This window comes from Zobellia sp. B3R18, assembly GCF_018860715.1.
Taxonomy (GTDB): Bacteria; Bacteroidota; Bacteroidia; order Flavobacteriales; family Flavobacteriaceae; genus Zobellia; species Zobellia russellii.
The window spans coordinates 89227-109999 of sequence record NZ_JAHKQG010000007.1; the positions used below are offsets into that span (position 1 = coordinate 89227).

Annotated in this window: 24 protein-coding genes and 5 tRNA genes; 21 read left to right on the plus strand and 8 right to left on the minus strand. The window is 39.1% G+C overall.

Annotation, left to right across the window (positions count from 1 at the left end):
• Positions 1 to 68 precede the first annotated feature (68 nt).
• The 8 genes from trpB to KO513_RS05040 all read right to left on the minus strand — a co-directional run bounded on the left by trpB (position 69) and on the right by KO513_RS05040 (position 7120).
• Positions 69 to 1253, minus strand: a complete 1185-nt coding sequence (trpB, locus tag KO513_RS05005; protein WP_215912547.1) for a tryptophan synthase subunit beta — start codon at positions 1251 to 1253, stop codon at positions 69 to 71.
• Positions 1254 to 1290: 37 nt separating this feature from the next.
• Complete coding sequence (locus KO513_RS05010; RefSeq protein ID WP_252735688.1) at positions 1291 to 1974, minus strand: phosphoribosylanthranilate isomerase; 684 nt, start codon at positions 1972 to 1974, stop codon at positions 1291 to 1293.
• Positions 1975 to 1999: 25 nt separating this feature from the next.
• Positions 2000 to 2782 (minus strand): indole-3-glycerol phosphate synthase TrpC, encoded by a 783-nt coding sequence (gene trpC, locus KO513_RS05015; protein ID WP_215912548.1) that lies wholly within the window; start codon positions 2780 to 2782, stop codon positions 2000 to 2002.
• Positions 2783 to 2809: 27 nt separating this feature from the next.
• Positions 2810 to 3805, minus strand: a complete 996-nt coding sequence (gene trpD / locus KO513_RS05020) for an anthranilate phosphoribosyltransferase (protein WP_215441905.1) — start codon at positions 3803 to 3805, stop codon at positions 2810 to 2812.
• A gap of 50 nt (positions 3806 to 3855) precedes the next feature.
• Positions 3856 to 4419: an anthranilate synthase component II gene (locus tag KO513_RS05025; RefSeq protein ID WP_215912549.1), complete on the minus strand. Its 564-nt coding sequence runs from the start codon at positions 4417 to 4419 to the stop codon at positions 3856 to 3858.
• A gap of 2 nt (positions 4420 to 4421) precedes the next feature.
• Complete coding sequence (locus KO513_RS05030; RefSeq protein WP_215912550.1) at positions 4422 to 5819, minus strand: anthranilate synthase component I family protein; 1398 nt, start codon at positions 5817 to 5819, stop codon at positions 4422 to 4424.
• A gap of 241 nt (positions 5820 to 6060) precedes the next feature.
• On the minus strand, positions 6061 to 6636 hold the full coding sequence (locus KO513_RS05035; protein ID WP_215912551.1) for a YceI family protein: 576 nt from the start codon (positions 6634 to 6636) through the stop codon (positions 6061 to 6063).
• Positions 6637 to 6670: 34 nt separating this feature from the next.
• Positions 6671 to 7120 carry a MarR family winged helix-turn-helix transcriptional regulator gene (locus tag KO513_RS05040; RefSeq protein ID WP_215912566.1) on the minus strand — a complete coding sequence of 150 codons (450 nt, stop codon included), beginning with the start codon at positions 7118 to 7120 and terminating at the stop codon, positions 6671 to 6673.
• Between the two features lie 160 nt (positions 7121 to 7280).
• Here KO513_RS05040 and KO513_RS05045 point away from each other — a divergent pair, with 160 nt between their 5' ends.
• From KO513_RS05045 to rplJ, 21 genes are all read left to right on the plus strand, one after another.
• Positions 7281 to 7592, plus strand: a complete 312-nt coding sequence (locus tag KO513_RS05045) for a rhodanese-like domain-containing protein (protein ID WP_215441901.1) — start codon at positions 7281 to 7283, stop codon at positions 7590 to 7592.
• Positions 7593 to 7738: 146 nt separating this feature from the next.
• On the plus strand, positions 7739 to 9013 hold the full coding sequence (locus KO513_RS05050; protein WP_215912552.1) for a DUF2851 family protein: 1275 nt from the start codon (positions 7739 to 7741) through the stop codon (positions 9011 to 9013).
• A 73-nt stretch (positions 9014 to 9086) separates the two neighbouring features.
• A complete protein-coding gene (locus tag KO513_RS05055) occupies positions 9087 to 9314 on the plus strand; it encodes a PspC domain-containing protein (protein ID WP_038234885.1) in 228 nt (75 codons plus the stop codon).
• A gap of 47 nt (positions 9315 to 9361) precedes the next feature.
• A complete protein-coding gene (locus tag KO513_RS05060; protein ID WP_371735384.1) occupies positions 9362 to 10324 on the plus strand; it encodes a potassium channel family protein in 963 nt (320 codons plus the stop codon).
• 110 nt (positions 10325 to 10434) lie between these two features.
• On the plus strand, positions 10435 to 12507 hold the full coding sequence (locus tag KO513_RS05065) for an amino acid carrier protein (protein ID WP_215912553.1): 2073 nt from the start codon (positions 10435 to 10437) through the stop codon (positions 12505 to 12507).
• A gap of 21 nt (positions 12508 to 12528) precedes the next feature.
• On the plus strand, positions 12529 to 13404 hold the full coding sequence (locus tag KO513_RS05070; RefSeq protein WP_215912554.1) for a ComEA family DNA-binding protein: 876 nt from the start codon (positions 12529 to 12531) through the stop codon (positions 13402 to 13404).
• Positions 13405 to 13415: 11 nt separating this feature from the next.
• Positions 13416 to 14585: an acyl-CoA dehydrogenase family protein gene (locus tag KO513_RS05075; protein ID WP_215912555.1), complete on the plus strand. Its 1170-nt coding sequence runs from the start codon at positions 13416 to 13418 to the stop codon at positions 14583 to 14585.
• A 134-nt stretch (positions 14586 to 14719) separates the two neighbouring features.
• Positions 14720 to 14914, plus strand: a complete 195-nt coding sequence (gene rpsU / locus KO513_RS05080; protein ID WP_038234876.1) for a 30S ribosomal protein S21 — start codon at positions 14720 to 14722, stop codon at positions 14912 to 14914.
• A 135-nt stretch (positions 14915 to 15049) separates the two neighbouring features.
• Positions 15050 to 15940 (plus strand): tyrosine-type recombinase/integrase, encoded by an 891-nt coding sequence (locus tag KO513_RS05085; protein WP_215912556.1) that lies wholly within the window; start codon positions 15050 to 15052, stop codon positions 15938 to 15940.
• A gap of 45 nt (positions 15941 to 15985) precedes the next feature.
• Positions 15986 to 16288: a ribosome hibernation-promoting factor, HPF/YfiA family gene (gene hpf / locus KO513_RS05090; RefSeq protein WP_215912557.1), complete on the plus strand. Its 303-nt coding sequence runs from the start codon at positions 15986 to 15988 to the stop codon at positions 16286 to 16288.
• Positions 16289 to 16389: 101 nt separating this feature from the next.
• Positions 16390 to 16463, plus strand: a tRNA-Thr gene (locus tag KO513_RS05095).
• Between the two features lie 25 nt (positions 16464 to 16488).
• Positions 16489 to 16570 (plus strand) — tRNA-Tyr (locus KO513_RS05100).
• A 53-nt stretch (positions 16571 to 16623) separates the two neighbouring features.
• Positions 16624 to 16696: transfer RNA gene (locus KO513_RS05105), tRNA-Gly, on the plus strand.
• Between the two features lie 69 nt (positions 16697 to 16765).
• Positions 16766 to 16837: transfer RNA gene (locus KO513_RS05110), tRNA-Thr, on the plus strand.
• A gap of 55 nt (positions 16838 to 16892) precedes the next feature.
• Positions 16893 to 18080, plus strand: a complete 1188-nt coding sequence (tuf, locus tag KO513_RS05115) for an elongation factor Tu (RefSeq protein WP_215441894.1) — start codon at positions 16893 to 16895, stop codon at positions 18078 to 18080.
• A gap of 70 nt (positions 18081 to 18150) precedes the next feature.
• Positions 18151 to 18223, plus strand: a tRNA-Trp gene (locus KO513_RS05120).
• Between the two features lie 21 nt (positions 18224 to 18244).
• On the plus strand, positions 18245 to 18433 hold the full coding sequence (secE, locus tag KO513_RS05125; protein ID WP_194526328.1) for a preprotein translocase subunit SecE: 189 nt from the start codon (positions 18245 to 18247) through the stop codon (positions 18431 to 18433).
• Between the two features lie 9 nt (positions 18434 to 18442).
• On the plus strand, positions 18443 to 18994 hold the full coding sequence (gene nusG, locus KO513_RS05130; RefSeq protein WP_038234863.1) for a transcription termination/antitermination protein NusG: 552 nt from the start codon (positions 18443 to 18445) through the stop codon (positions 18992 to 18994).
• A gap of 67 nt (positions 18995 to 19061) precedes the next feature.
• Complete coding sequence (gene rplK / locus KO513_RS05135) at positions 19062 to 19499, plus strand: 50S ribosomal protein L11 (protein ID WP_215441893.1); 438 nt, start codon at positions 19062 to 19064, stop codon at positions 19497 to 19499.
• Between the two features lie 20 nt (positions 19500 to 19519).
• Positions 19520 to 20209 (plus strand): 50S ribosomal protein L1, encoded by a 690-nt coding sequence (gene rplA / locus KO513_RS05140; RefSeq protein ID WP_215912558.1) that lies wholly within the window; start codon positions 19520 to 19522, stop codon positions 20207 to 20209.
• A 28-nt stretch (positions 20210 to 20237) separates the two neighbouring features.
• On the plus strand, positions 20238 to 20753 hold the full coding sequence (gene rplJ / locus KO513_RS05145) for a 50S ribosomal protein L10 (protein ID WP_215912559.1): 516 nt from the start codon (positions 20238 to 20240) through the stop codon (positions 20751 to 20753).
• The last annotated feature ends 20 nt before the right edge of the window (positions 20754 to 20773 follow it).

Genomic DNA, 20773 nt, shown 5'->3' on the forward strand with positions numbered 1-20773 from the left:
TGCTATTTCCTTTTGTGAGGATGGACAAGTTTAATCCGAATTACTTTGGATAACCTAGTCCAGATATTTTATAGATTAAAAAATTCAATGTAATTGTTGAGGTCCTTGTCACCACGACCGGACAGATTGATTACCACCACATCTTCGGGCTTGAATTTTCGGTGTTCAAGAACAGCCAATGCATGTGAAGATTCTATGGCCGGGATAATGCCTTCGGTCTTACACAACAGCAATCCTGCATTCATAGCATCCTCATCCGTAATGGATATAAATTCTCCACGGCCCGATGCAAACAAATTGGCGTGCATTGGTCCAACACCAGGGTAATCCAATCCTGCAGAAATGGAATAAGGTTCCGTAATCTGGCCATCATCAGTCTGCATCAATAAGGTTTTGCTTCCGTGAATGATGCCCACTTTTCCTAATGCCGATGTGGCTGCACTTTCACCGGTATCTATTCCTTTACCAGCCGCTTCCACAGCTATGATACCCACTTCGGGAACATCCAGATAGTGGTAATATGCACCGGCGGCATTACTTCCTCCACCAACACAGGCCACTACGTAATCTGGATTTTCGCGACCTTCTTTTTCTTTTAATTGCCATTTGATTTCTTCCGAAATAACGGATTGAAACCGGGCTACCATATCCGGGTAAGGATGTGGCCCCACAACACTACCAATAATGTAATGCGTATCTACCGGATTATTGATCCAATCGCGAATGGCTTCATTGGTAGCGTCTTTTAAAGTTCTGCTTCCGGAGAGTGCTGGCCTAACTTCTGCTCCTAGCATTTTCATACGGGCTACGTTGGGGGCTTGTCTGGCAATATCAATTTCGCCCATGTATACGATGCATTCAATGCCCATAAGCGCACAGACCGTTGCGGTTGCCACACCATGTTGTCCGGCACCTGTTTCGGCTATAATTCTGTTTTTGCCCAATTTCTTGGCCATAAGAATCTGACCAATAGTATTGTTAACCTTGTGTGCTCCGGTATGGCAAAGGTCTTCTCTCTTAAGGTATATTTTTGTGTTGTATTTCTTTGAAAGTCTTTCCGCAAAATAAAGCGGGGTAGGGCGGCCCACGTAATCTTTCAACAACTGATCAAACTCCTCCTTAAAGGAAGGTTCCTGCATAATGCGAATATAGTTCTGCCGTAGTTCTTCGGTATTGGGGTAGAGCATTTCTGGAATAAAAGCACCTCCAAACTCCCCATAATATCCTTTTTCGTCCGCTTGATACGTTTTCATATTCATTCGTATTAGGTAAATGGCATCAACAGATGTACTACTGTTTTAGGCCAAGTTCTTTTTTAAATTCTTTTACTTTCTCAACATCCTTAAGTCCCGGTTCTATCTCAAACTTACTGTTCACGTCAATAGCGTGGCAGTATTTTGCTTCGGGTCTTTTCATAAATTCTTTTAGGGAATCTATTTCGTTTAGTCCTATGCCACCACTTAGGAAATAAGGTTTGGTTGAGGGATATTCCTTAAGTACTCCCCAATTAAAAGCATAACCGTTGCCACCCGGTAATTCTCCCTTGGTATCAAAAAGGTAGAAATCGCACACGGATTCGTACGGCTTCAAGATGTCAAAATCAAAATTATTTTTGATTGAGAACACTTTTATAATTTGTACCTGCTTGGCTTTAGCCCTAAGTTGCGCACAGTACTCCGGACTCTCTGAACCGTGTAGTTGTACCAATAAAAGTTCGTAATCTTCAATACGGGCAACTACAGTTTCAATACTGGCGTCTACAAATACACCTACCTTTTTAACGGTATGGGGAATAGGTTTCATTGGGCCTGAAAAATGCCTTTTGGATCTGTCCCAAAAAATAAAACCAAGATAGTCCGGTTTTAGGTTGGCAATTTCAGATGTATTTTTCTTCATACCACACACCTTCAGCTTAATCGGGGCATTTTCTATGGTAGAAGGCCCGTCTTTTTTGGTCGTGTAATGATAGTCCATTTTAGTCATTGCTATTGGGTCGCAATTACGACAATTGTTTTATGAATTTCTTGGCGTGCTCACCAGGGTTGTCCGTCTTCATAAAGTTTTCCCCGATTAAAAATCCTTGGTACCCGTAAGGTTTTAAATCCTGAATAGCCTCAATGGAACTGATGCCGCTTTCGGAAACCTTTACAAAATCATCCGGAATTAGTTGTGATAGTGATTTGCTGGTCTCCAAGCTCACTTCAAAGGTTTTTAGGTTTCGGTTATTGACGCCAAGCATATCCAGACTGGGCATAATACTTTTGTGCAATTCGGCTTCGTTGTGTACTTCCAATAACACATCTAGGTCCAGACTTTTTGCCAATTCTGAAAACGTTTTTATTTCTTCTTTGGACAAGATGGCCGCTATAAGAAGAATGACATCCGCTCCGTGGGCTTTGGCCTCTAAAATTTGATATTCGTTAATTATGAACTCTTTTCGCAATAAAGGCATTTGAACTGCTGCACGGGCCAATAGTAAATCATCTAAAGAACCACCAAAATATTTTCCATCTGTTAAAACAGACATGCCACAAACTCCGGCATTTTCGTATCCGGTAGCTACATCTTGAACGTTCAACCCTTGGTTGATTTCCGATTTTGACGGAGAGCGACGCTTATGTTCTGCAATAATACCGCTATTGCTGTTCCGTAGTGTATTGCTCAAAGACACCGTACTGCGCGAGAACAAAACCGATTTTTCTAATTGTGAAACCGGAATAAGTGCGCTTTTAAGGTCTACTTCCTTACGTTTGTCGGCTACTATTTTATCTAGAATGTTCATGCTTATGATTAGCTCTTGAATACTGTTTTAATTTTTACTCAACTCTTGCAACTTCCTTAAGGCATTTAGGCCTTTCCCGGCTAAAAGTGATTCTTTGGCTTTTTCAAAACCTTCTTTTGGAGTTAGGTTCTTTACCGTTGCAATGGCAATTCCCGCATTGGCACACACCACATTGTTCTGAGCTTCCGTACCACGGCCTTGTAGTACGTTCATAAATATCTGAGCAGAATCTTCAATGGAGTCGCCGCCCACAATCTGGGACTGTTGTATTTTTTGCACACCAAAATCTTCTGGCTTTAACATGCTTTCGCTGTTGTTAGAAATGGTTTTTGTATTTCCGGTCAACGATATTTCGTCATACCCATCCAAAGCGTGGAGTACGGTAAATTTCTTATCGGTGTTTTGATAAAGGTAGCCGTACATACGGGCCAGTTCCAAATTAAAAACACCTACCATCTGATTCTTTGGGAATGCAGGATTAACCATTGGTCCCAACATGTTAAAAAATGTTTTTACCGCCAATTCCCTTCGGATAGGGCCAACATTTTTCATGGCAGGGTGAAAAAGAGGGGCGTGTAAAACACAGATACCTGCTTCTTCTATGGATTTTTTCAAGAAATCTGCCTCATTACTGAATTTTATACCAAGAAATTCCATCACATTGCTACTTCCACATTTTGATGAAACCCCGTAGTTGCCATGTTTGGTTACATGAACTCCAGCTCCTGCCGTTACAAAAGAGGCAAGGGTGGAAATGTTAAAGGTATCTTTTCCGTCACCACCGGTTCCGCAAAGGTCAATAGGGTCGTATTCAGAAAGGTCTATTGCCATACACAGTTCCAGTAGTGCGTCACGAAAACCTTCCAGCTCATCTACCGTAATACTACGCATCATGTATACCGTTAGGAATGCGGCAATCTGACTTGTATTGTAATCTCCTTTAGCAATGTTTACCAATACTTGTTTTGCTTCTTCCTTGGGAAGAATATCGTGATTGATAAGTTTGTTTAATGTTTCTTTCATGATACTGTTCTAGCTACTGTTTAATAAGTTCTCCGGGAAATGGTTTTTATTTAATTCTTGACCCAATTAGACAGGATTGTTTTGCCTTCTGGGGTTAAAACCGATTCTGGATGAAACTGCACTGCGGAAACGTCATAAACTTTATGACGTAAGGACATAACCTGACCGTTTCCATCAATAGAAGTGGCTTCTAGGCTTTCCGGTAAATTAGGGTCTACTACCCATGAATGGTAGCGGCCCACCAATAATTTTTTAGGGAGTCCCTTAAAATTAGGATCGTCTTTTGTTAATGTAATTTCCGTAGCAATACCGTGATACACTTCATCTAAATTAATAAGAGATCCGCCAAAAACTTCGCATATGGCCTGTTGCCCCAGACACACACCAAAAATACTCTTTGTAGGGGCGTACTTGGCAATTATCTCTTTTAAAAGCCCTGCCTCATCTGGAATACCAGGGCCTGGTGAAAGCACAATTTTATCAAAAACATCAACCTCCTCTAAAGTCAGTTGGTCGTTACGTTTTACAATAACCTGACAATCTAGGTCCTCTAAATAATGAACCAAATTATACGTAAAACTATCGTAGTTGTCTATTACTAAAATCTTCTTCATGGTTATATGGTTTCAGCAATTTTCAATGCCTTGGTCAATGCACCTAATTTGTTGTATGTTTCTTGAAGTTCGTCTTCCGGATCTGATGCGGCCACAAGACCTGCGCCCGCCTGGTAATGCAATTGGTGATTTTTGCTTAAGAAAGTACGGATCATAATGGCATGGTTAAAATTGCCGTCAAAATCCATAAAACCAATGGCACCGCCATAGTAGCCCCTACTTGTTTTTTCATATTTTTCAATGAGTTGCATGGCCATGTGTTTTGGTGCACCGCTAAGCGTACCGGCAGGAAATGTATCTGCAACCACTTTCATGGTAGGAATGTCTTTTTTCTTTTGTCCCACTACTTTGGATACCAAATGGATTACGTGGGAAAAGAACTGAACTTCTCTATAATTAGCCACTTTTACCATGCTTCCGTTTCGGCTTAAATCATTACGGGCCAAATCTACAAGCATTACGTGTTCACTATTTTCCTTATCGTCTTCGGTAAGTTCTTTGGCCAGAACAGCATCTTGTTCATCATTACCGGTGCGTTTAAAAGTTCCTGCAATAGGGTGGATTTCAGCATTACCATCCTTTACAATAAGCTGTGCCTCCGGTGAGCTTCCAAAAATTTTAAAATCGCCATAATCAAAGTAGAATAAATAGGGAGAAGGGTTTACACTACGAAGTGCACGGTATACATTAAATTCATCTCCTTTAAAACCTTGGGAGAAACGGCGAGACAATACCAATTGAAAAACATCGCCCCGTTGGCAATGTTTCTTGGCCAACCGCACATGTTCCCTGTATTCTTCATCCTCCAGATTAGAAGTGGCTTCTCCATCCAAGGAAAAATCATAGGAGGCAAACGTACGTACGTTTAAAATGTGTGCAATTTCGGCCGTATTTTCCTCGGAGTTATAGCAATGTGCAAAAATATAGGCCTCGTTCTTATGATGGTCTATAGCAATGATGTTTTGGTAGACCGCATAATAGATATCCGGGATGGTTACGGAGTTGTCTTTCTTACTGATTTTAACATCCTCATAATAACGTACCGCATCATAGGCCATGTAGCCAAAAATACCGTTGTTTATGAATTTGAAATCACTTTCTTCGGCCTCAAATTTTTTGCTGAAATCATGAAGTACCTTTACAACATCCGTATCCGGATTTATTTCCGTTTCGTTGGAAGTCTGATCGGGAAAACGTTCAACAATAGTTTCGTTCTCTATTTTTATAGAGGCAATAGGGTTGCAGCAGATATACGAAAAACTATTGTCCGTCGCATGGTAGTCGCTACTTTCTAGCAAAATACTATTGGGAAAGCGGTCTCTAATTTTGAGATAGACGCTTACCGGCGTAATGGTATCTGCCAGAATTTTTTTGTGATAAGATTTTAATTTGTACTTCATGTTGATAGTATTCAAATGCAAAAGGCTTGTCGTGATGACAAGCCTTTATATAGTTTTACTACAATGGTGCTAGCTCACGATATCTGTCGAGAGTTGTTCCACCACCAAGTATTTACGTTATTTCTGTTCATTGGCTCAAATATAGAAATCATTTTTAAAACCACAAACCTATTGTTTGAAAAAAACAAAACCCTGCAATCGTGTGAAAATGCAGGGCATGTATTTAAGCTTTTAAAGTAATTTAGAATTCTAAATCTACCACAAGATCAAACTCGTCATAAATAGTTTTGTCCCCTAAGTTTTCAAAGAAACTTCCGGAACCATATTTAATGTCATAAGCTGTTCTATCTACTTTTACAGATGCAGTTGCTTTGCTACCGTAAACGGAAACGTCAAAAGTTACAGGCTTGGTAATACCTTTAATGGTCAAGTCACCAGTAACTTCATAAGCATTTTTGCCAGTAGCCTTTACATTGGTGAAAACCAATTTTGCAGCTGTGTGTTTCTCCGTAGCAAAGAAATCTGCGGATTTTAGATGTCCTTCTAATTTACCTTTGGATTCCCCTTCAAGATCAGTAGCCACAAGTGTGGTCATATCCGCTTCAAATTCACCACCGGTAAGTTTGTCGCCATCAAAAATCAAAGTTCCTGATTTAAGGTTAACGTTACCATAGTGAGACCCGGTTACCTTATAAGCTTTCCAAGTAATGGTACTGGCATCTGTTTTTACTTCTTTTTTTTCTTCAGCTACAGGTTCTGTTGCTGTTGCTACCCCAAAGACCAAGGCAAGCGCCAAACTAAATACTCCTTTTTTCATAATTGATTTAAAATTTAATTAATAATTAGTGTTCCTATTCAAATTTATTAAGCAATGCGTTTAGTTGTTCCATTTCTTTATCCGAAATATTTTGAAGTACTTTGTCTTCCGCTTCGGACATTGAGGCGTCCATTTGTTTTAAAACCTCATGTCCCTCATCTGTTATACGTATTTCTACCTTTCTTCGGTTGGAGGGGCATACTTTTCTATCTACATATCCTTTTAATAGTAATTTGTCTACCAAACGTGTGGTGTTGCTCATCTTGGTGACCATACGTTCATTAAGTGTAGCCAAACTAGCAGGTTTGCCATTTTGACCTCTTAGTATCCGTAATACATTAAATTGTTGAAGTGATACACCGTAAGGTTTCAATGCCGTACTTAAGGCTTCGGTTATCATAGTATTGACCAAGAAAAGGTGAATCACCGTTCTACTTTTTAAAGGAATCTCTTTCTGGGTCTTTATAATATTTTCAACATTCATGTTGTTACAACTATTGTATATACAAATGTATGCTTTGTATTTCATTTGCTGTTATATTAAATCGGTAATTTTTTGTTAAATATTTTGGGAATGCCTTTGCGTCAAAATCCGTAATTTTGAATTTTAATTGATATCCGCGGTAGCGATAAAAAAGAACGTTATGAATTTATCACAAGAAGAATGGGAAGAGCAACTAGAAAAGGATGATAACGCATTTGTCCTTGATGTTAGAACCCCTGAGGAAGTAGAAGAAGGGTATATACCCAACTCAACCAATATAGATTTTTATCTTGGACAGGATTTTTTGAACGAAATAGAAAAGCTGGACAAAAGCAAAAATTACTACGTGTATTGCCGTAGTGGTAATCGTAGCGGTCAGGCTTGTGCCATTATGAACAGTGTAGGTATAGAAAATGCCTATAATTTGGAAGGTGGCTTTATGAACTGGGACGGAGCTGTAGAAGGGGAATAATTTTTTTTATCCTCATAAAGTTTCAATAAAATAGAGTCCTCAATAGATGTCCGGTATGGGTGTCTTTGGGGACTTCTTGTTTCCCGTAATTTAGATTTTACATTTTTTGTCTTTACATTGTGCGTAGTAAAGCCAAACTTTTTGCCATGCGCGAAGATCTTCTTCATTTTATCTGGAAGCACAAAAAAGTACAGCCTGATCAATTGGTTACCGCCCAAGGGGAGTCTTTGACCATTTTGAATTTTGGTGCGCATAACCTATTGGCAGGGCCTGATTTCTTTAATGCCAAAATACGTATTGATGGTCAGGTTTGGGCGGGCAATGTTGAGATGCATATAAAATCATCTGATTGGTACGCCCATGGTCATGAGGAAGATGATAACTATAATAATGTAATACTGCACGTAGTATGGGAAGATGATGCGGAGGTATTTAGAAAAGACAATAGCCTTATCCCTACTCTGGAACTCCGTAAATACATTCCGTTGCAACTCTTACAATCGTATCAAAAGTTATTTGATAAAAATGAAGTCCGTTTTATTAATTGCGAGAAAGATATTGGTGATGTTGATGACTTCTTGCTGAAAAATTGGTTGGAGCGACTTTATTTTGAGCGCCTAGAGGTTAAGGCTGAATTTGTGTTTGACTTGCTAAAGAAGTCCAATAGCGACTGGGAACAAGTGCTGTTTACGCTGCTTTTAAAAACCTTTGGGCTTAAAATAAACGGAGCTTCATTTTTGAGTCTGGGCTCCGCACTAGAGTTTTCTATTTTTAGAAAACAACAACAGCGTGTATTTCAGATGGAAAGTTTGTTGTTTGGTATGACGCATTTACTTGAGGATTCCAAGATTTTGGATGAACATTACATTCAACTGAAAAAGGAATATATCTATCAAAAGAAAAAGTATAATTTAAAGGATGAAAGTGTTCTAAAACCGGAATTCTTTAAACTAAGGCCACCTAATTTCCCTACCATTCGTTTATCGCAATTGGCCAATTTGTATGGGGCACATTCCTCATTGTTTCAAAAGGTAGTCTCGGCATCAAGTTTAGACGAGATGTATGGGTTGTTCGAAGTTTCGGCCAGTACGTATTGGAACAGTCATTATACTTTTGGAAAAGAATCAAAAAAGAAGACTAAAAAGCTTACACCTAAGTTTATAGATTTATTAGTGGTGAATGCTATTTTGCCGCTTCAATTTTGTTATGCCAAATACCAAGGCAAGGAGGTTCATGAGCGCATTATCAATATTATATCAAAAATTAAACAGGAAGAGAATACCGTAGTTCAAAATTACAGTTTACATGGGCTTGTTTCTACCAATGCACAGGAAAGCCAGGCTTTGCTTCAACTGTACAATACCTATTGCACTCAGAACAAATGTCTACAATGTGCCGTAGGTACTCATTTATTGCGCTGAAATGGTTAAATTTGAACCTGAAGGTTTTGAAAATATGCTTTAACCGGCCATACTATAAGTTTCAAACATCAATATGAACATCTTCTATAAATTACTTTATTACTTTCAAAAGCGTGGTTTTGAGGTGTGTCGTAGAATAGCCGAAAGGTTGGGAATACGGGCTAGGGTAGTTCGTACATCGTTCATTTACCTAACGTTCGTAACCTTAGGTTTTGGCTTTGCTCTTTATTTGTTTCTGGCATTTTGGTTGCGCATTAAAGATTTGGTATATACCAAGCGTACTTCCGTTTTTGATTTATGAAACTGACACAATTCTTCCGGTCCAGAATGAATATAGCCTTGACGTTAATGTCAAGTGTACTTATAGTAGGTGTTTTGGGCTATCGTTTTCTGTCTGGTCTTACTTGGATAGATTCGCTTTACATGACCATTATTACGGTTACTACAGTAGGTTTTTCTGAGGTTGGCCCAATGGATACCCAGGAAAAATTATTTACGGTAGTACTTATTATACTTAGCATTTTCATTTTTGCATTTGCCATTTCGGTCATTACCGAATATATTTTGAGCAGGAATTCGTTACAGGAATTAAAAAAGAAAAAAGTGAAGAATAAGATAGATAGTCTTTCTGACCACGTTATTGTTTGTGGTTTTGGTAGAAACGGAATGCAGGCCGTAGAGCGTTTAACGGCGTATAAGAAACCATTTGTGGTTATCGAAAGAGATAGGGAGGTTATTGAAAAGTATGATGAGGACCTCTTGTTTATAGAAGGCGATGCCAATGAAGACGAGATTTTGCAACTTGCCGGTATTGACCGTGCCCGTTATTTAATTACGGCGCTTCCGGATGATGCGGCCAACCTTTTTGTGGTGCTTTCCGCACGACAATTGAATAAATCCCTTTTTATAGTTACACGAGCATCATTGGTAACCTCACAAAAAAAATTGCTCTTGGCGGGTGCCGATAAGGTAATCATGCCGGATAAAATAGGGGGAGACCATATGGCTTCATTGATCGTAATGCCAGATTTAATAACCTTTATGGATAAGTTAGGGGTAGAAGGTGAGCATACCACTAATTTGGAAGAAGTAGCCATTGAGGATTTTAAAGGTCAGGTAGAATGTAATTCCTTGCGGGATTTGGATCTTAGAAAACGAACGGGCTGTACTATAATAGGTTATATAGAGCCTAACGGAAATTATATCATTAACCCGGAGGCAGATTTGCAGTTACAACCTAAGAGCAAAGTTATAGTTCTAGGGAGACCTGAGCAGATACGAAAATTAAATGAAATGTTCCAAATTGGTTAGGATAGCTCTACGTTAATTGAACATTATTATTTGATTGTGTTAGTATTTTTTAAGATATTGCCGCAATTGTGTTAAAAACTAGATAAAGAACTGAACCCACAAAAATAAATATGAAGAAATTTACCTTATTGTTTTTCCTACTACTAGGTGTAGTAGCCTTTTCTCAGGAACTAGTTGTACAAGGAAAAGTTTACAATCCGTCACACCAAATAAATGACGGTGTTATAGAGGTAAATGCAACGGGAGGAACGCCTCCATATATCTACAAGTGGAGCAATCAATCTACGGCATTGTCCTCTAAGAGAGCCAGTGGATTGGTAGAAGGTATTCCGTATACAGTTACGGTTACGGATGCTGCAGGTACTTCCATTACCAAAGAATTTCAAGTTGAGACCAATGCAATAGCTGAAGTTTTTAACGGAACCATGACTCCCGCTGTAAGCGCGTTAGGTTCCGTTCTTTTTTGGGACCCTTTTGCTGCAATTGGTATTTACGACCCGGTTGTTTATGCAGATGTTAAATTGGTGGGTACGCCAGGATGGACAAATAATATCCAAAATAAGTTTGTTCTTAAAAAATGGCTAAAGGCCGAAGGGTCTAAAGTTAAGAAAGGTGATGAAATTGCTGTTGTTTCCAGTGATGATGCTCAAGATGAAATTGTTACGGCTACGGCTAATGGCGAGTTGAAATATTTGGTGCAGGAGGGTAAAGTGATATATAATTCAGAAAATGCAAAGCATGTTATTGAGCAAGGTGCGCATTATTTGGCGGAAATAAAATATGATGAGCCATTAACTATGGTTCATCCAAACGGTGATCCTATCTCTAACGGTATACCGTTCATTGTAATTTGGTTGGTATTGGGAGCTACATTCTTTACCCTTAGAATGGGCTTTATCAATATTAAAGGATTTAGACATTCTATTGACTTGGCCAAGGGAAAATATGATGATCCAGATGCTCCAGGTCAGGTAACACATTTTCAGGCTTTGGCAACAGCGGTTTCGGGTACAGTAGGTCTAGGTAATATTGCCGGTGTAGCCGTAGCGGTTTCACTTGGTGGTGCGGGAGCTACCTTTTGGATGATCGTATGTGGTTTGCTGGGAATGTCCTCCAAATTTGTGGAGTGTACTTTAGGTGTGAAATATAGAGATATATTACCTGATGGAAGGGTTTTTGGTGGTCCAATGAACTATTTGAGATACGGGCTGGAGAAACGTAATATGAAAGGGTTTGGTAAGATTTTAGCTGGTTTCTTTGCGGTCTTGGCTATTGGCGCTTCTTTTGGTGGTGGAAACATGTTTCAGGCCAACCAATCCTTTGAGCAATTGGCAGGTCAATTCCCTGCTTTGGTAGGCCATGGTTTTTGGTTTGGTGTAGTAACGGCCATTCTTGTTGGAGTGGTGATTATTGGTGGTATAAATAGTATTGCAAAAGTTACCGGTAGGGTAGTGCCTATAATGGCTTCTATATATATCCTAGCCGCGCTTGCGGTCATAATAATGAACATACAGAATATTGGTCCTGCATTTTCGGCCATATTTGAAGGAGCGTTTAGTCCGTCTGCCTTAAAAGGTGGTATTGTAGGGGTTCTGGTCATAGGTTTCCAAAGAGCGGCTTTCTCAAATGAGGCGGGTGTTGGATCCGCTGCAATCGCGCATAGTACAGCTAAGACCAATCATCCTCCATCCGAAGGTTTCGTTGCACTTCTTGAGCCGTTTATAGATACGGTAGTGGTTTGTACGCTTACCGCTTTGGTACTTATTTTTACGGGTATGCATGAGGTGGAAGGAATGGCAGGTGCGCAATTGACCTCGGACGCTTTTGGTAGCCAAATATCTTGGTTTCCATATGTTCTGGCGTTGGCGGTATTCCTTTTCGCTTTTTCTACCATGATTTCATGGTCCTATTACGGTATGCGTGCGTGGACTTATCTTTTTGGGAAGAGTAAAAAGTCAGAGATGATTTATAAAATGCTTTTCTTGGTATTTGTGGTTATTGGTGCTTCGGTAAGTTTAGGTGCTGTACTTGATTTTTCAGATATGATGATTTTGGCAATGTCCTTTCCTAATATTATTGGTCTTTATATTATGTCCGGTGAAGTTAAGGGCGATTTAAATGCCTACTGGAAAAAATTGAAGACCAACGAGCTTTTCAAGAAACAAATGGCCGCTAAGGAATAAGTAGGTTTTTTTATTTAGCGGATGAAAAATTTTAAATCCCACTTCAGGTTCAATAAACAAGAACGGAGTGGGATTTTTTATTTACTTTTTATTATTGTGGCACTTCAGGTGACTTATTTTGTGCTTCGTTCTATAGAGCCAACCGCTAGCAATAATGCTTTTGAGGAAAATGAACAGATTCAAGATCAGATTGATAGTTTAAAAGCTCAGGAACAATTAAAAGATTCTGTTAAAATCTTTCCTTTCAACCCTAATTATATAACAGATTACAAGGGCTATGTTTTGGGATTGTCCGTAGAGGAAATAGATAGGTTGCTCCTTTTCAGGAAAGGGGGAAAGTTTGTGAACTCTGTGGAAGATTTTCAAAAGGTGACTAAAGTTTCGGATTCGGTACTGAATCTAATTTCCCCTTATTTCAAATTTCCGGAATGGACGAAAAATAAAAATAAACCTGCTTCGTCCTATACAACTAAAGATATTAGGAAGGAATCTACCCTGCAAATTTCCGATTTAAATTCAGCAACAACGGAAGAGCTTAAGAAAATCAATGGGATCGGAGAGACATTATCCGCTAGAATCGTAAAATTTAGAGATAGGTTAGGCGGTTTTTTGGTAAATGAGCAATTGTACGATGTTTATGGGCTAGAACCAGAAATTGTAGAGCGTACTTTAGAGCGGTTTCAGGTGATTAAAAAACCGGTTATTGAGAAAATAAATATAAATACTGCTTCGGTAAAATCACTGTCAAAATTAGTATATCTTCAAAAACACGTCTCTGAGAGTATAGTAAATTACAGAAATGTCAACGGAACTATACTTTCTTTTGATGAATTGTCAAAAATAGAAGATTTTCCAATAGAGAAGATTGATAGAATTAAGTTATATTTGGCCCTATAAATTTTATGTCAATGCAAAGCATGTACTTTACGGAAGAGCATCAATTATTCAGAGAGAGTCTCCGAGATTTTTTAAAGAAAGAAGTAGTACCTCATATTGATAAGTGGGAGGCATCGGGAACCATAGAGCCCTTTATCTGGAAAAAGTTTGGTGAGATGGGCTATTTTGGTCTTGCAACGGCCGAAGCTTACGGAGGAATGGGCTTAGATCTGTTTTATACCGTTATTTTCTTGGAAGAACTACAAAGGGTGAATTCTGGCGGTTTTGCCGCTGCCATGTGGGCGCATGCATATTTGGCAATGACCCATTTGAATAAAAATGCAAATGACGACCAAAAGAAAAGATATTTGACACCCAGTGTAAATGGGGAGAAAATAGGATGCCTTGGTGTTACCGAGCCTTTTGGAGGTAGTGATGTGGCCGGTATGCGAACAACTGCCGTAAAAGATGGTGATACTTATATCATTAATGGGTCCAAAACATTTATTACCAATGGCGTATATGGTGATTACTGTATTCTTGCGGCCAAAACAGACCCTGCTGCAGGTAATAAGGGAATAAGTATTTTTATTGTAGATTTAAAGAGTGAGGGTGTTTCTGCCAATAAACTGAATAAGCTTGGTTGGAGGGCGTCCGATACCGCCGAACTGGCTTTTGATAATGTAAAGGTGCCAGCAGAGAATCTTATGGGTGAAGAGGGAAAAGGCTTTACGTTTATAATGGAGGCTTTTGCTTTAGAGCGTTTGGTAATGGGGATAAATGCCCATGCTAGGGCTGAGTATGCTTTGGAGTATGCCTTGCAATATATGTCCGAAAGGGAAACATTTGGAAAATCAATTAATCAATATCAAGCATTGCGCCACAGGTTTGTAGACCTTCATGCCGATATGGAATTGTGTAAACAATACAACTATGGGGTTGTTTATAAAATGGATAAGGGTGAATATGTGGTTAGGGAGGCTACTATATCTAAATTAAAATCTACTGAAATGGCCGATAAGGTGGCTTATGACTGTCTGCAATTTTTGGGCGGTTATGGCTATATAGAAGATTATCCTATGGCACGTATGTTCAGGGACAGTCGTCTTGGGCCAATTGGTGGTGGAACGTCTGAAATACTCAAGGAGATAATTGCCAAAATCGTTATAGATAAAAAAGAATACAGAGCTCCAAAAGGGTAAGAAGCCCTTAAGTAGAAGGGTTTTTGTATTTTTCAGGGAATTGTTTCTTGGTATATTTGCAAATACGTAGTGCTCAATTGTAAATTAGTTTATATATTTGCCGCCTTAATCATAAAGAAAGGAGGTTGTAGCCAATGTTAATTATACCAGTAAAAGAAGGAGAAAACATCGATCGGGCTTTGAAACGTTTCAAGCGTAAATTCGATAAAACGGGTACGATGCGCAGATTGCGTAAGCGTCAACAATTCACAAAACCTTCCGTTGAGCGCAGAGCGCAGATACAGAAAGCAGAATACATTCAAGGTTTAAGAGATAAAGAAGAAATCTAAGAGACTTTGTTTAGTGTACAAATAGAAGAAGCCCATCATTTATGATGGGCTTTTTTTGTTTCAATAATTTTGTCTGTCTGCGCAATCTCCTTTTTGCCGTAGCGTTGTTAGTCTTACTATTGTTAACTTCGTAATATGTCTCAGGAATCCTTTATATCATATTTAGCGTTAGAAAAGAACTATTCTGCTCATACGGTAACGGCGTATAAAAGGGATTTGGAAGCGTTTAGTGCTTTTTGTGATGAGCATTATCAAAATAAAAATATTGATGATATAGCTTATGGAATCATAAGAAGCTGGATTGTGGTTCTGGTAGATTCGGGTATTTCCAATAGGTCTGTCAACCGAAAAATAGCCTCCCTAAAGGCATACTATAAATTCTTGCAGAATATAGGAGAGTTGGATGTGAATCCGTTAGCTAGGCACAAAGCTTTAAAAACATCAAAAAAAATAGAAGTTCCTTTTTCTGAAACTGAAATGGATAAAATCCTTTCCCAAATTGATTTTCCGGATGATTTTGAAGGAGTTAGGGATCGTTTGATTATTGAGTTGTTCTATACTACCGGAATGCGTAGGGCGGAGCTTATCAACTTAAAGCTTGTGGATATTGATTTTTCTCAAAGGCTTTTAAAAGTTTTGGGTAAAAGAAACAAGGAGCGTATGGTGCCCCTGTTGCCTTCTGTGGTAACGCTTTTGGAAAGGTATTTAATTGAAAGGGAAACACTTGGTGAAATAACCGATAAAGCCTATGTTTTTTTGTTGAAGTCGGGCAATAAACTATATGAAAATCTTGTTTATCGATTAATAAATAAGTATTTTAGTGAGGTGTCCTCTAAGGTTAAAAAGAGTCCCCATATCTTAAGGCACACTTTCGCTACCCATCTGCTTAATAAAGGGGCAGATATGAATTCGGTAAAAGAGCTGTTGGGGCATGCAAGTTTAGCATCTACCCAAGTGTATACACACAATAGCATTGCTGAATTAAAAAAGGTACACGCAAATGCCCATCCAAGAAGTAAGGGGTAGCAGCACTATTTTACATTACATTGTTTAACTTAAAAATTATAACCTATGAAAGTAAATGCGCAATCAGTCAATTTTAATGCGGATAGAACGCTTATAGACTTTTTACAAAACAGATTGGATAAGCTTGAGACCTTTTATGATAAGGTAATTAGCGCAGACGTGTACTTGAAAGTCGAAAACACGAGTTCAAAGGAAAATAAAATAGTGGAGATTAAATTGAACATCCCCGGAGATAAATTCATGATAAAAAAGCAATGTAGGAAATTTGAGGAGGCAGTTGACTCTGCTTGTAACTCCTTGGAAAGGAAGCTGATAAAACACAAAGAAAAATCTCGTGTTCAAGCATGATAAAATTTTTTCGAATTTTGTTTTGAATAAACAAAAAAACGTATACATTTGCAGTCCGTTAGAAATAGCGGACTTTTTTATGCCGAAAATAGCATAGAAAGGCCGATGTAGCTCAGCTGGCTAGAGCAGCTGATTTGTAATCAGCAGGTCGTGGGTTCGAGTCCCTCCATCGGCTCTAAAAGTTCTTTAAAAATTGGTTTGGGGAGATACTCAAGCGGCCAACGAGGGCAGACTGTAAATCTGCTGACTACGTCTTCGCAGGTTCGAATCCTGCTCTCCCCACTTTTTTTAGAAAACCCGTTTTTCGGGTATTGAAATATTGGATTATTATAATTGCGGGAGTAGCTCAGTTGGTAGAGCGTCAGCCTTCCAAGCTGAATGTCGCCGGTTCGAACCCGGTCTCCCGCTCTAATAGCCAAGGTAATGTTTGTGGTTTCAAAATCTACAGCGTTGAACCTTGAACCTTGAACCTAATAAGCCGACGTAGCTCAGGGGTAGAGCGTTTCCTTGGTAAGGAAGAGGTCACGGGTTCAATTCCCGTCGTTGGCTCAATAAAGGCATTATTTGTACACTAATATATAACTAAGATTAAAATTCATTAAAAATGGCAAAGGAAACTTTTGATCGTTCCAAACCGCACTTGAATATAGGTACTATTGGACACGTAGATCACGGTAAAACAACATTGACTGCTGCTATTACTACAGTATTGGCAAATGCAGGTTTGTCTGAGCTTAGAAGCTTTGACTCTATTGACAACGCTCCTGAGGAAAAAGAGAGAGGTATTACTATTAACACTTCTCACGTTGAGTACCAAACAGCTAACCGTCACTACGCTCACGTTGACTGTCCTGGTCACGCCGATTACGTAAAGAACATGGTTACTGGTGCTGCTCAGATGGACGGTGCTATTCTTGTTGTTGCTGCTACTGATGGTCCTATGCCACAAACTCGTGAGCACATCCTTTTAGGACGTCAGGTTGGTATTCCAAGAATCGTTGTTTTCTTGAACAAAGTTGACATGGTTGATGATGAAGAGCTTTTAGAGCTTGTTGAAATGGAGGTAAGAGAATTGCTTTCTTTCTACGAGTATGATGGTGATAACGGTCCTGTAATTTCTGGTTCTGCCTTAGGTGCACTTAACGGTGAACAAAAATGGGTTGATACTGTAATGGAATTGATGGAAGCTGTTGATAGCTGGATTGAATTGCCTGCTAGAGATGTTGATAAAGACTTCTTGATGCCTGTTGAAGATGTATTTACAATTACTGGTCGTGGTACTGTTGCAACTGGTCGTATTGAAACTGGTGTTGCCAACACAGGTGATCCTGTTGAGATCATTGGTATGGGGGCTGAGAAATTGACTTCTACTATTACTGGTGTTGAGATGTTCCGTAAGATATTGGATAGAGGTGAAGCTGGAGATAACGTAGGTATCTTGTTAAGAGGTATTGAAAAAGCTCAGATCAGCAGAGGTATGGTTATTTGTAAGCCAGGTTCTGTTAAACCACACGCTAAGTTTGAGGCTGAGGTTTATGTTCTTAAGAAAGAAGAAGGTGGTCGTCACACACCATTCCACAATAACTACCGTCCACAGTTCTACGTAAGAACTACTGATGTAACTGGTAACATTTCTTTGCCTTCAGGTGTTGAGATGGTTATGCCTGGTGATAACCTTACTATTACAGTAGAGCTTATTCAGCCTATTGCTCTTAGTGTAGGTCTACGTTTCGCTATCCGTGAGGGTGGTAGAACAGTAGGTGCCGGTCAGGTTACTAAGATTATAGACTAATTTAGTATTATAGGATAATGTAATTTAAGGGTGTTCTGCTTTAGTAGGACACCTTTAAATGCAATTATAAACGGGTGTAGCTCAGTTGGTAGAGCACTGGTCTCCAAAACCAGGTGTCGGGAGTTCGAGTCTCTCCTCCCGTGCGAATTTAAGTAAGAATCATTATGTTAACGTATATAAAAGAATCTATAGAGGAGCTTCGTAACAATGTTACTTTGCCTTCAAGAGCCGAATCATCCAATCTTATGGTTGTGGTTGCGGTATTTTCTATTTTGTTCGCCTTGGCAACTTGGGGGGTAGATAGTGCATTCAGCAAATTGGTTCGTTTGTATTTCGATAACATCTTAAACTAGTCGGTCGCTATGTCAGAAGTATTGGAAAAGAAATGGTATGTAGTGAGAGCTGTCAGTGGGCAAGAGAATAAAATCAAAGGCTACATTGAAAGTGAGGTAGAGCGCCATGGTTTTTCTGATTATTTAGAAGATGTGCTTGTTCCTACGGAAAAAGTGATTCAGATTAGAAATGGAAAAAAAATCAATAAAGAAAGGGTTTATTTTCCGGGATATATAATGATTAAGGCCAATCTAGGTGGCGAAATGATTCATATTATACGTTCTATTACGAACGTAATCGGTTTCTTAGGGGAAACAAAAGGAGGTGATCCTGTTCCGTTAAGAAAGACCGAAGTGAACAGAATGTTAGGTAAGGTAGATGAGTTGGCTGTTAATACAGATACGGTAGCTATACCTTTCACGCATGGTGAAACGGTTAAGGTTATTGATGGTCCGTTTAACGGATTTAACGGTACAGTTGAAAAAATCAACGAAGAGAAGCGTAAGCTTGAGGTAATGGTTAAGATTTTCGGAAGAAAAACACCATTGGAATTAAGTTATATGCAAGTAGAGAAAGTATAAGTTAAGTGTTACATATTTAAAGTTGTGTTGCTTCCAATTTGATACAGCTTAAATTTAATTTTAAACAATGGCAAAAGAAATAGGTAAAGTAGTTAAACTACAAGTTAGGGGAGGTGCAGCGAATCCGTCGCCACCGGTTGGACCCGCCTTAGGTGCTGCCGGTGTTAACATCATGGAGTTCTGTAAGCAGTTCAATGCTCGTACGCAGGACAAACAGGGTAAAGTATTACCTGTTGTTATCACCGTATATAAGGACAAGTCTTTTGACTTCGTCGTTAAAACACCACCAGCGGCAGTTCAGCTATTGGAAGCGGCTAAGATTAAAAAAGGATCAGGTGAGCCTAATCGTGTAAAATCTGGTAATGTTACTTGGGATCAAGTTAAAGCAATTGCCGAGGACAAAATGGTAGACCTTAATGCGTTTACGGTAGAATCTGCAATGAGCATGATAGCCGGTACTGCAAGGTCTATGGGTCTTAAAGTTGCAGGTAAGCGACCTTTCTAAAATCTTAAAAGCAATTTGAAATGGCAAAATTAACTAAGAAACAAAAAGAGGCCCACGCCAAGATGGATAAGGATAAACTTTATTCTGTAGGTGAAGGTGCAGCTTTAATAAAAGAGATTACCAATACAAAATTTGATGCGTCTGTAGATTTGGCTGTGCGTTTGGGTGTAGATCCAAGAAAAGCAAACCAAATGGTACGTGGGGTTGTAACACTTCCACATGGTACTGGTAAAGATGTAAAAGTTTTGGCTTTGGTAACACCAGATAAAGAAGCAGAGGCTACTGAAGCCGGTGCTGACTTTGTGGGATTAGATGAGTATTTGGATAAAATTAAAGGCGGTTGGACAGATGTTGATGTTATCATCACTATGCCAAGTGTTATGGGTAAATTAGGTCCTTTGGGTAGAGTTTTAGGTCCAAGAGGTCTTATGCCTAATCCAAAGACGGGAACAGTTACTATGGATGTTGCGAAAGCTGTATCTGATGTAAAGGCTGGTAAAATTGACTTTAAAGTTGATAAAACAGGTATCGTTCATGCTGCTGTAGGGAAAGCTTCTTTCTCTGCGGATAAATTGGAAGAAAACGCTAGAGAGTTGTTAGATACTCTAGTAAAGATGAAACCTGCAGCTGCTAAAGGTGTATACATGAAAAGTATTTTCATGTCAAGTACCATGAGCCCAAGTGTTCAGTTAGATCCAAAGACCGTTTAATCGAACTGGGTAGTTCAAAATTTACAGTATGACAAGAGAAGAAAAAGCAAACGTAATACAGGATTTGACTTCACAGTTGGCCGAAAATTCAACTATTTATTTAGCTGATATATCAGGCTTGAACGCAACGCAAACTTCAGATTTGAGAAGAGCTTGTTTCAAAGCTGACGTAAAATTGGCAGTAGTCAAAAATACATTGCTTGCAAAAGCAATGGAAGCTTCCGAAAGAGAATTTGGTGAACTTCCCGGAGTGCTTAAGGGCAATACTTCGTTAATGTTCTCCGAAGAAGGTAACGTTCCTGCAAAACTTATAAAGACTTTTAGAAAGAAGTCAAATAAGCCTTTGTTGAAAGGAGCCTATGTTGAGGAATCAGTATATATTGGTGATGAGAATTTGGATGCGCTTGTAAGCATCAAGTCTAAAGAAGAAATGATCGGTGAGGTTATTGGATTGTTGCAATCCCCAGCCAAAAACGTTATTTCTGGACTTAAATCTGGCGGTGGTAAACTGGCAGGTATCCTTAAGACATTATCAGAAAGATAAGAACGCACTAGTAAACTAAG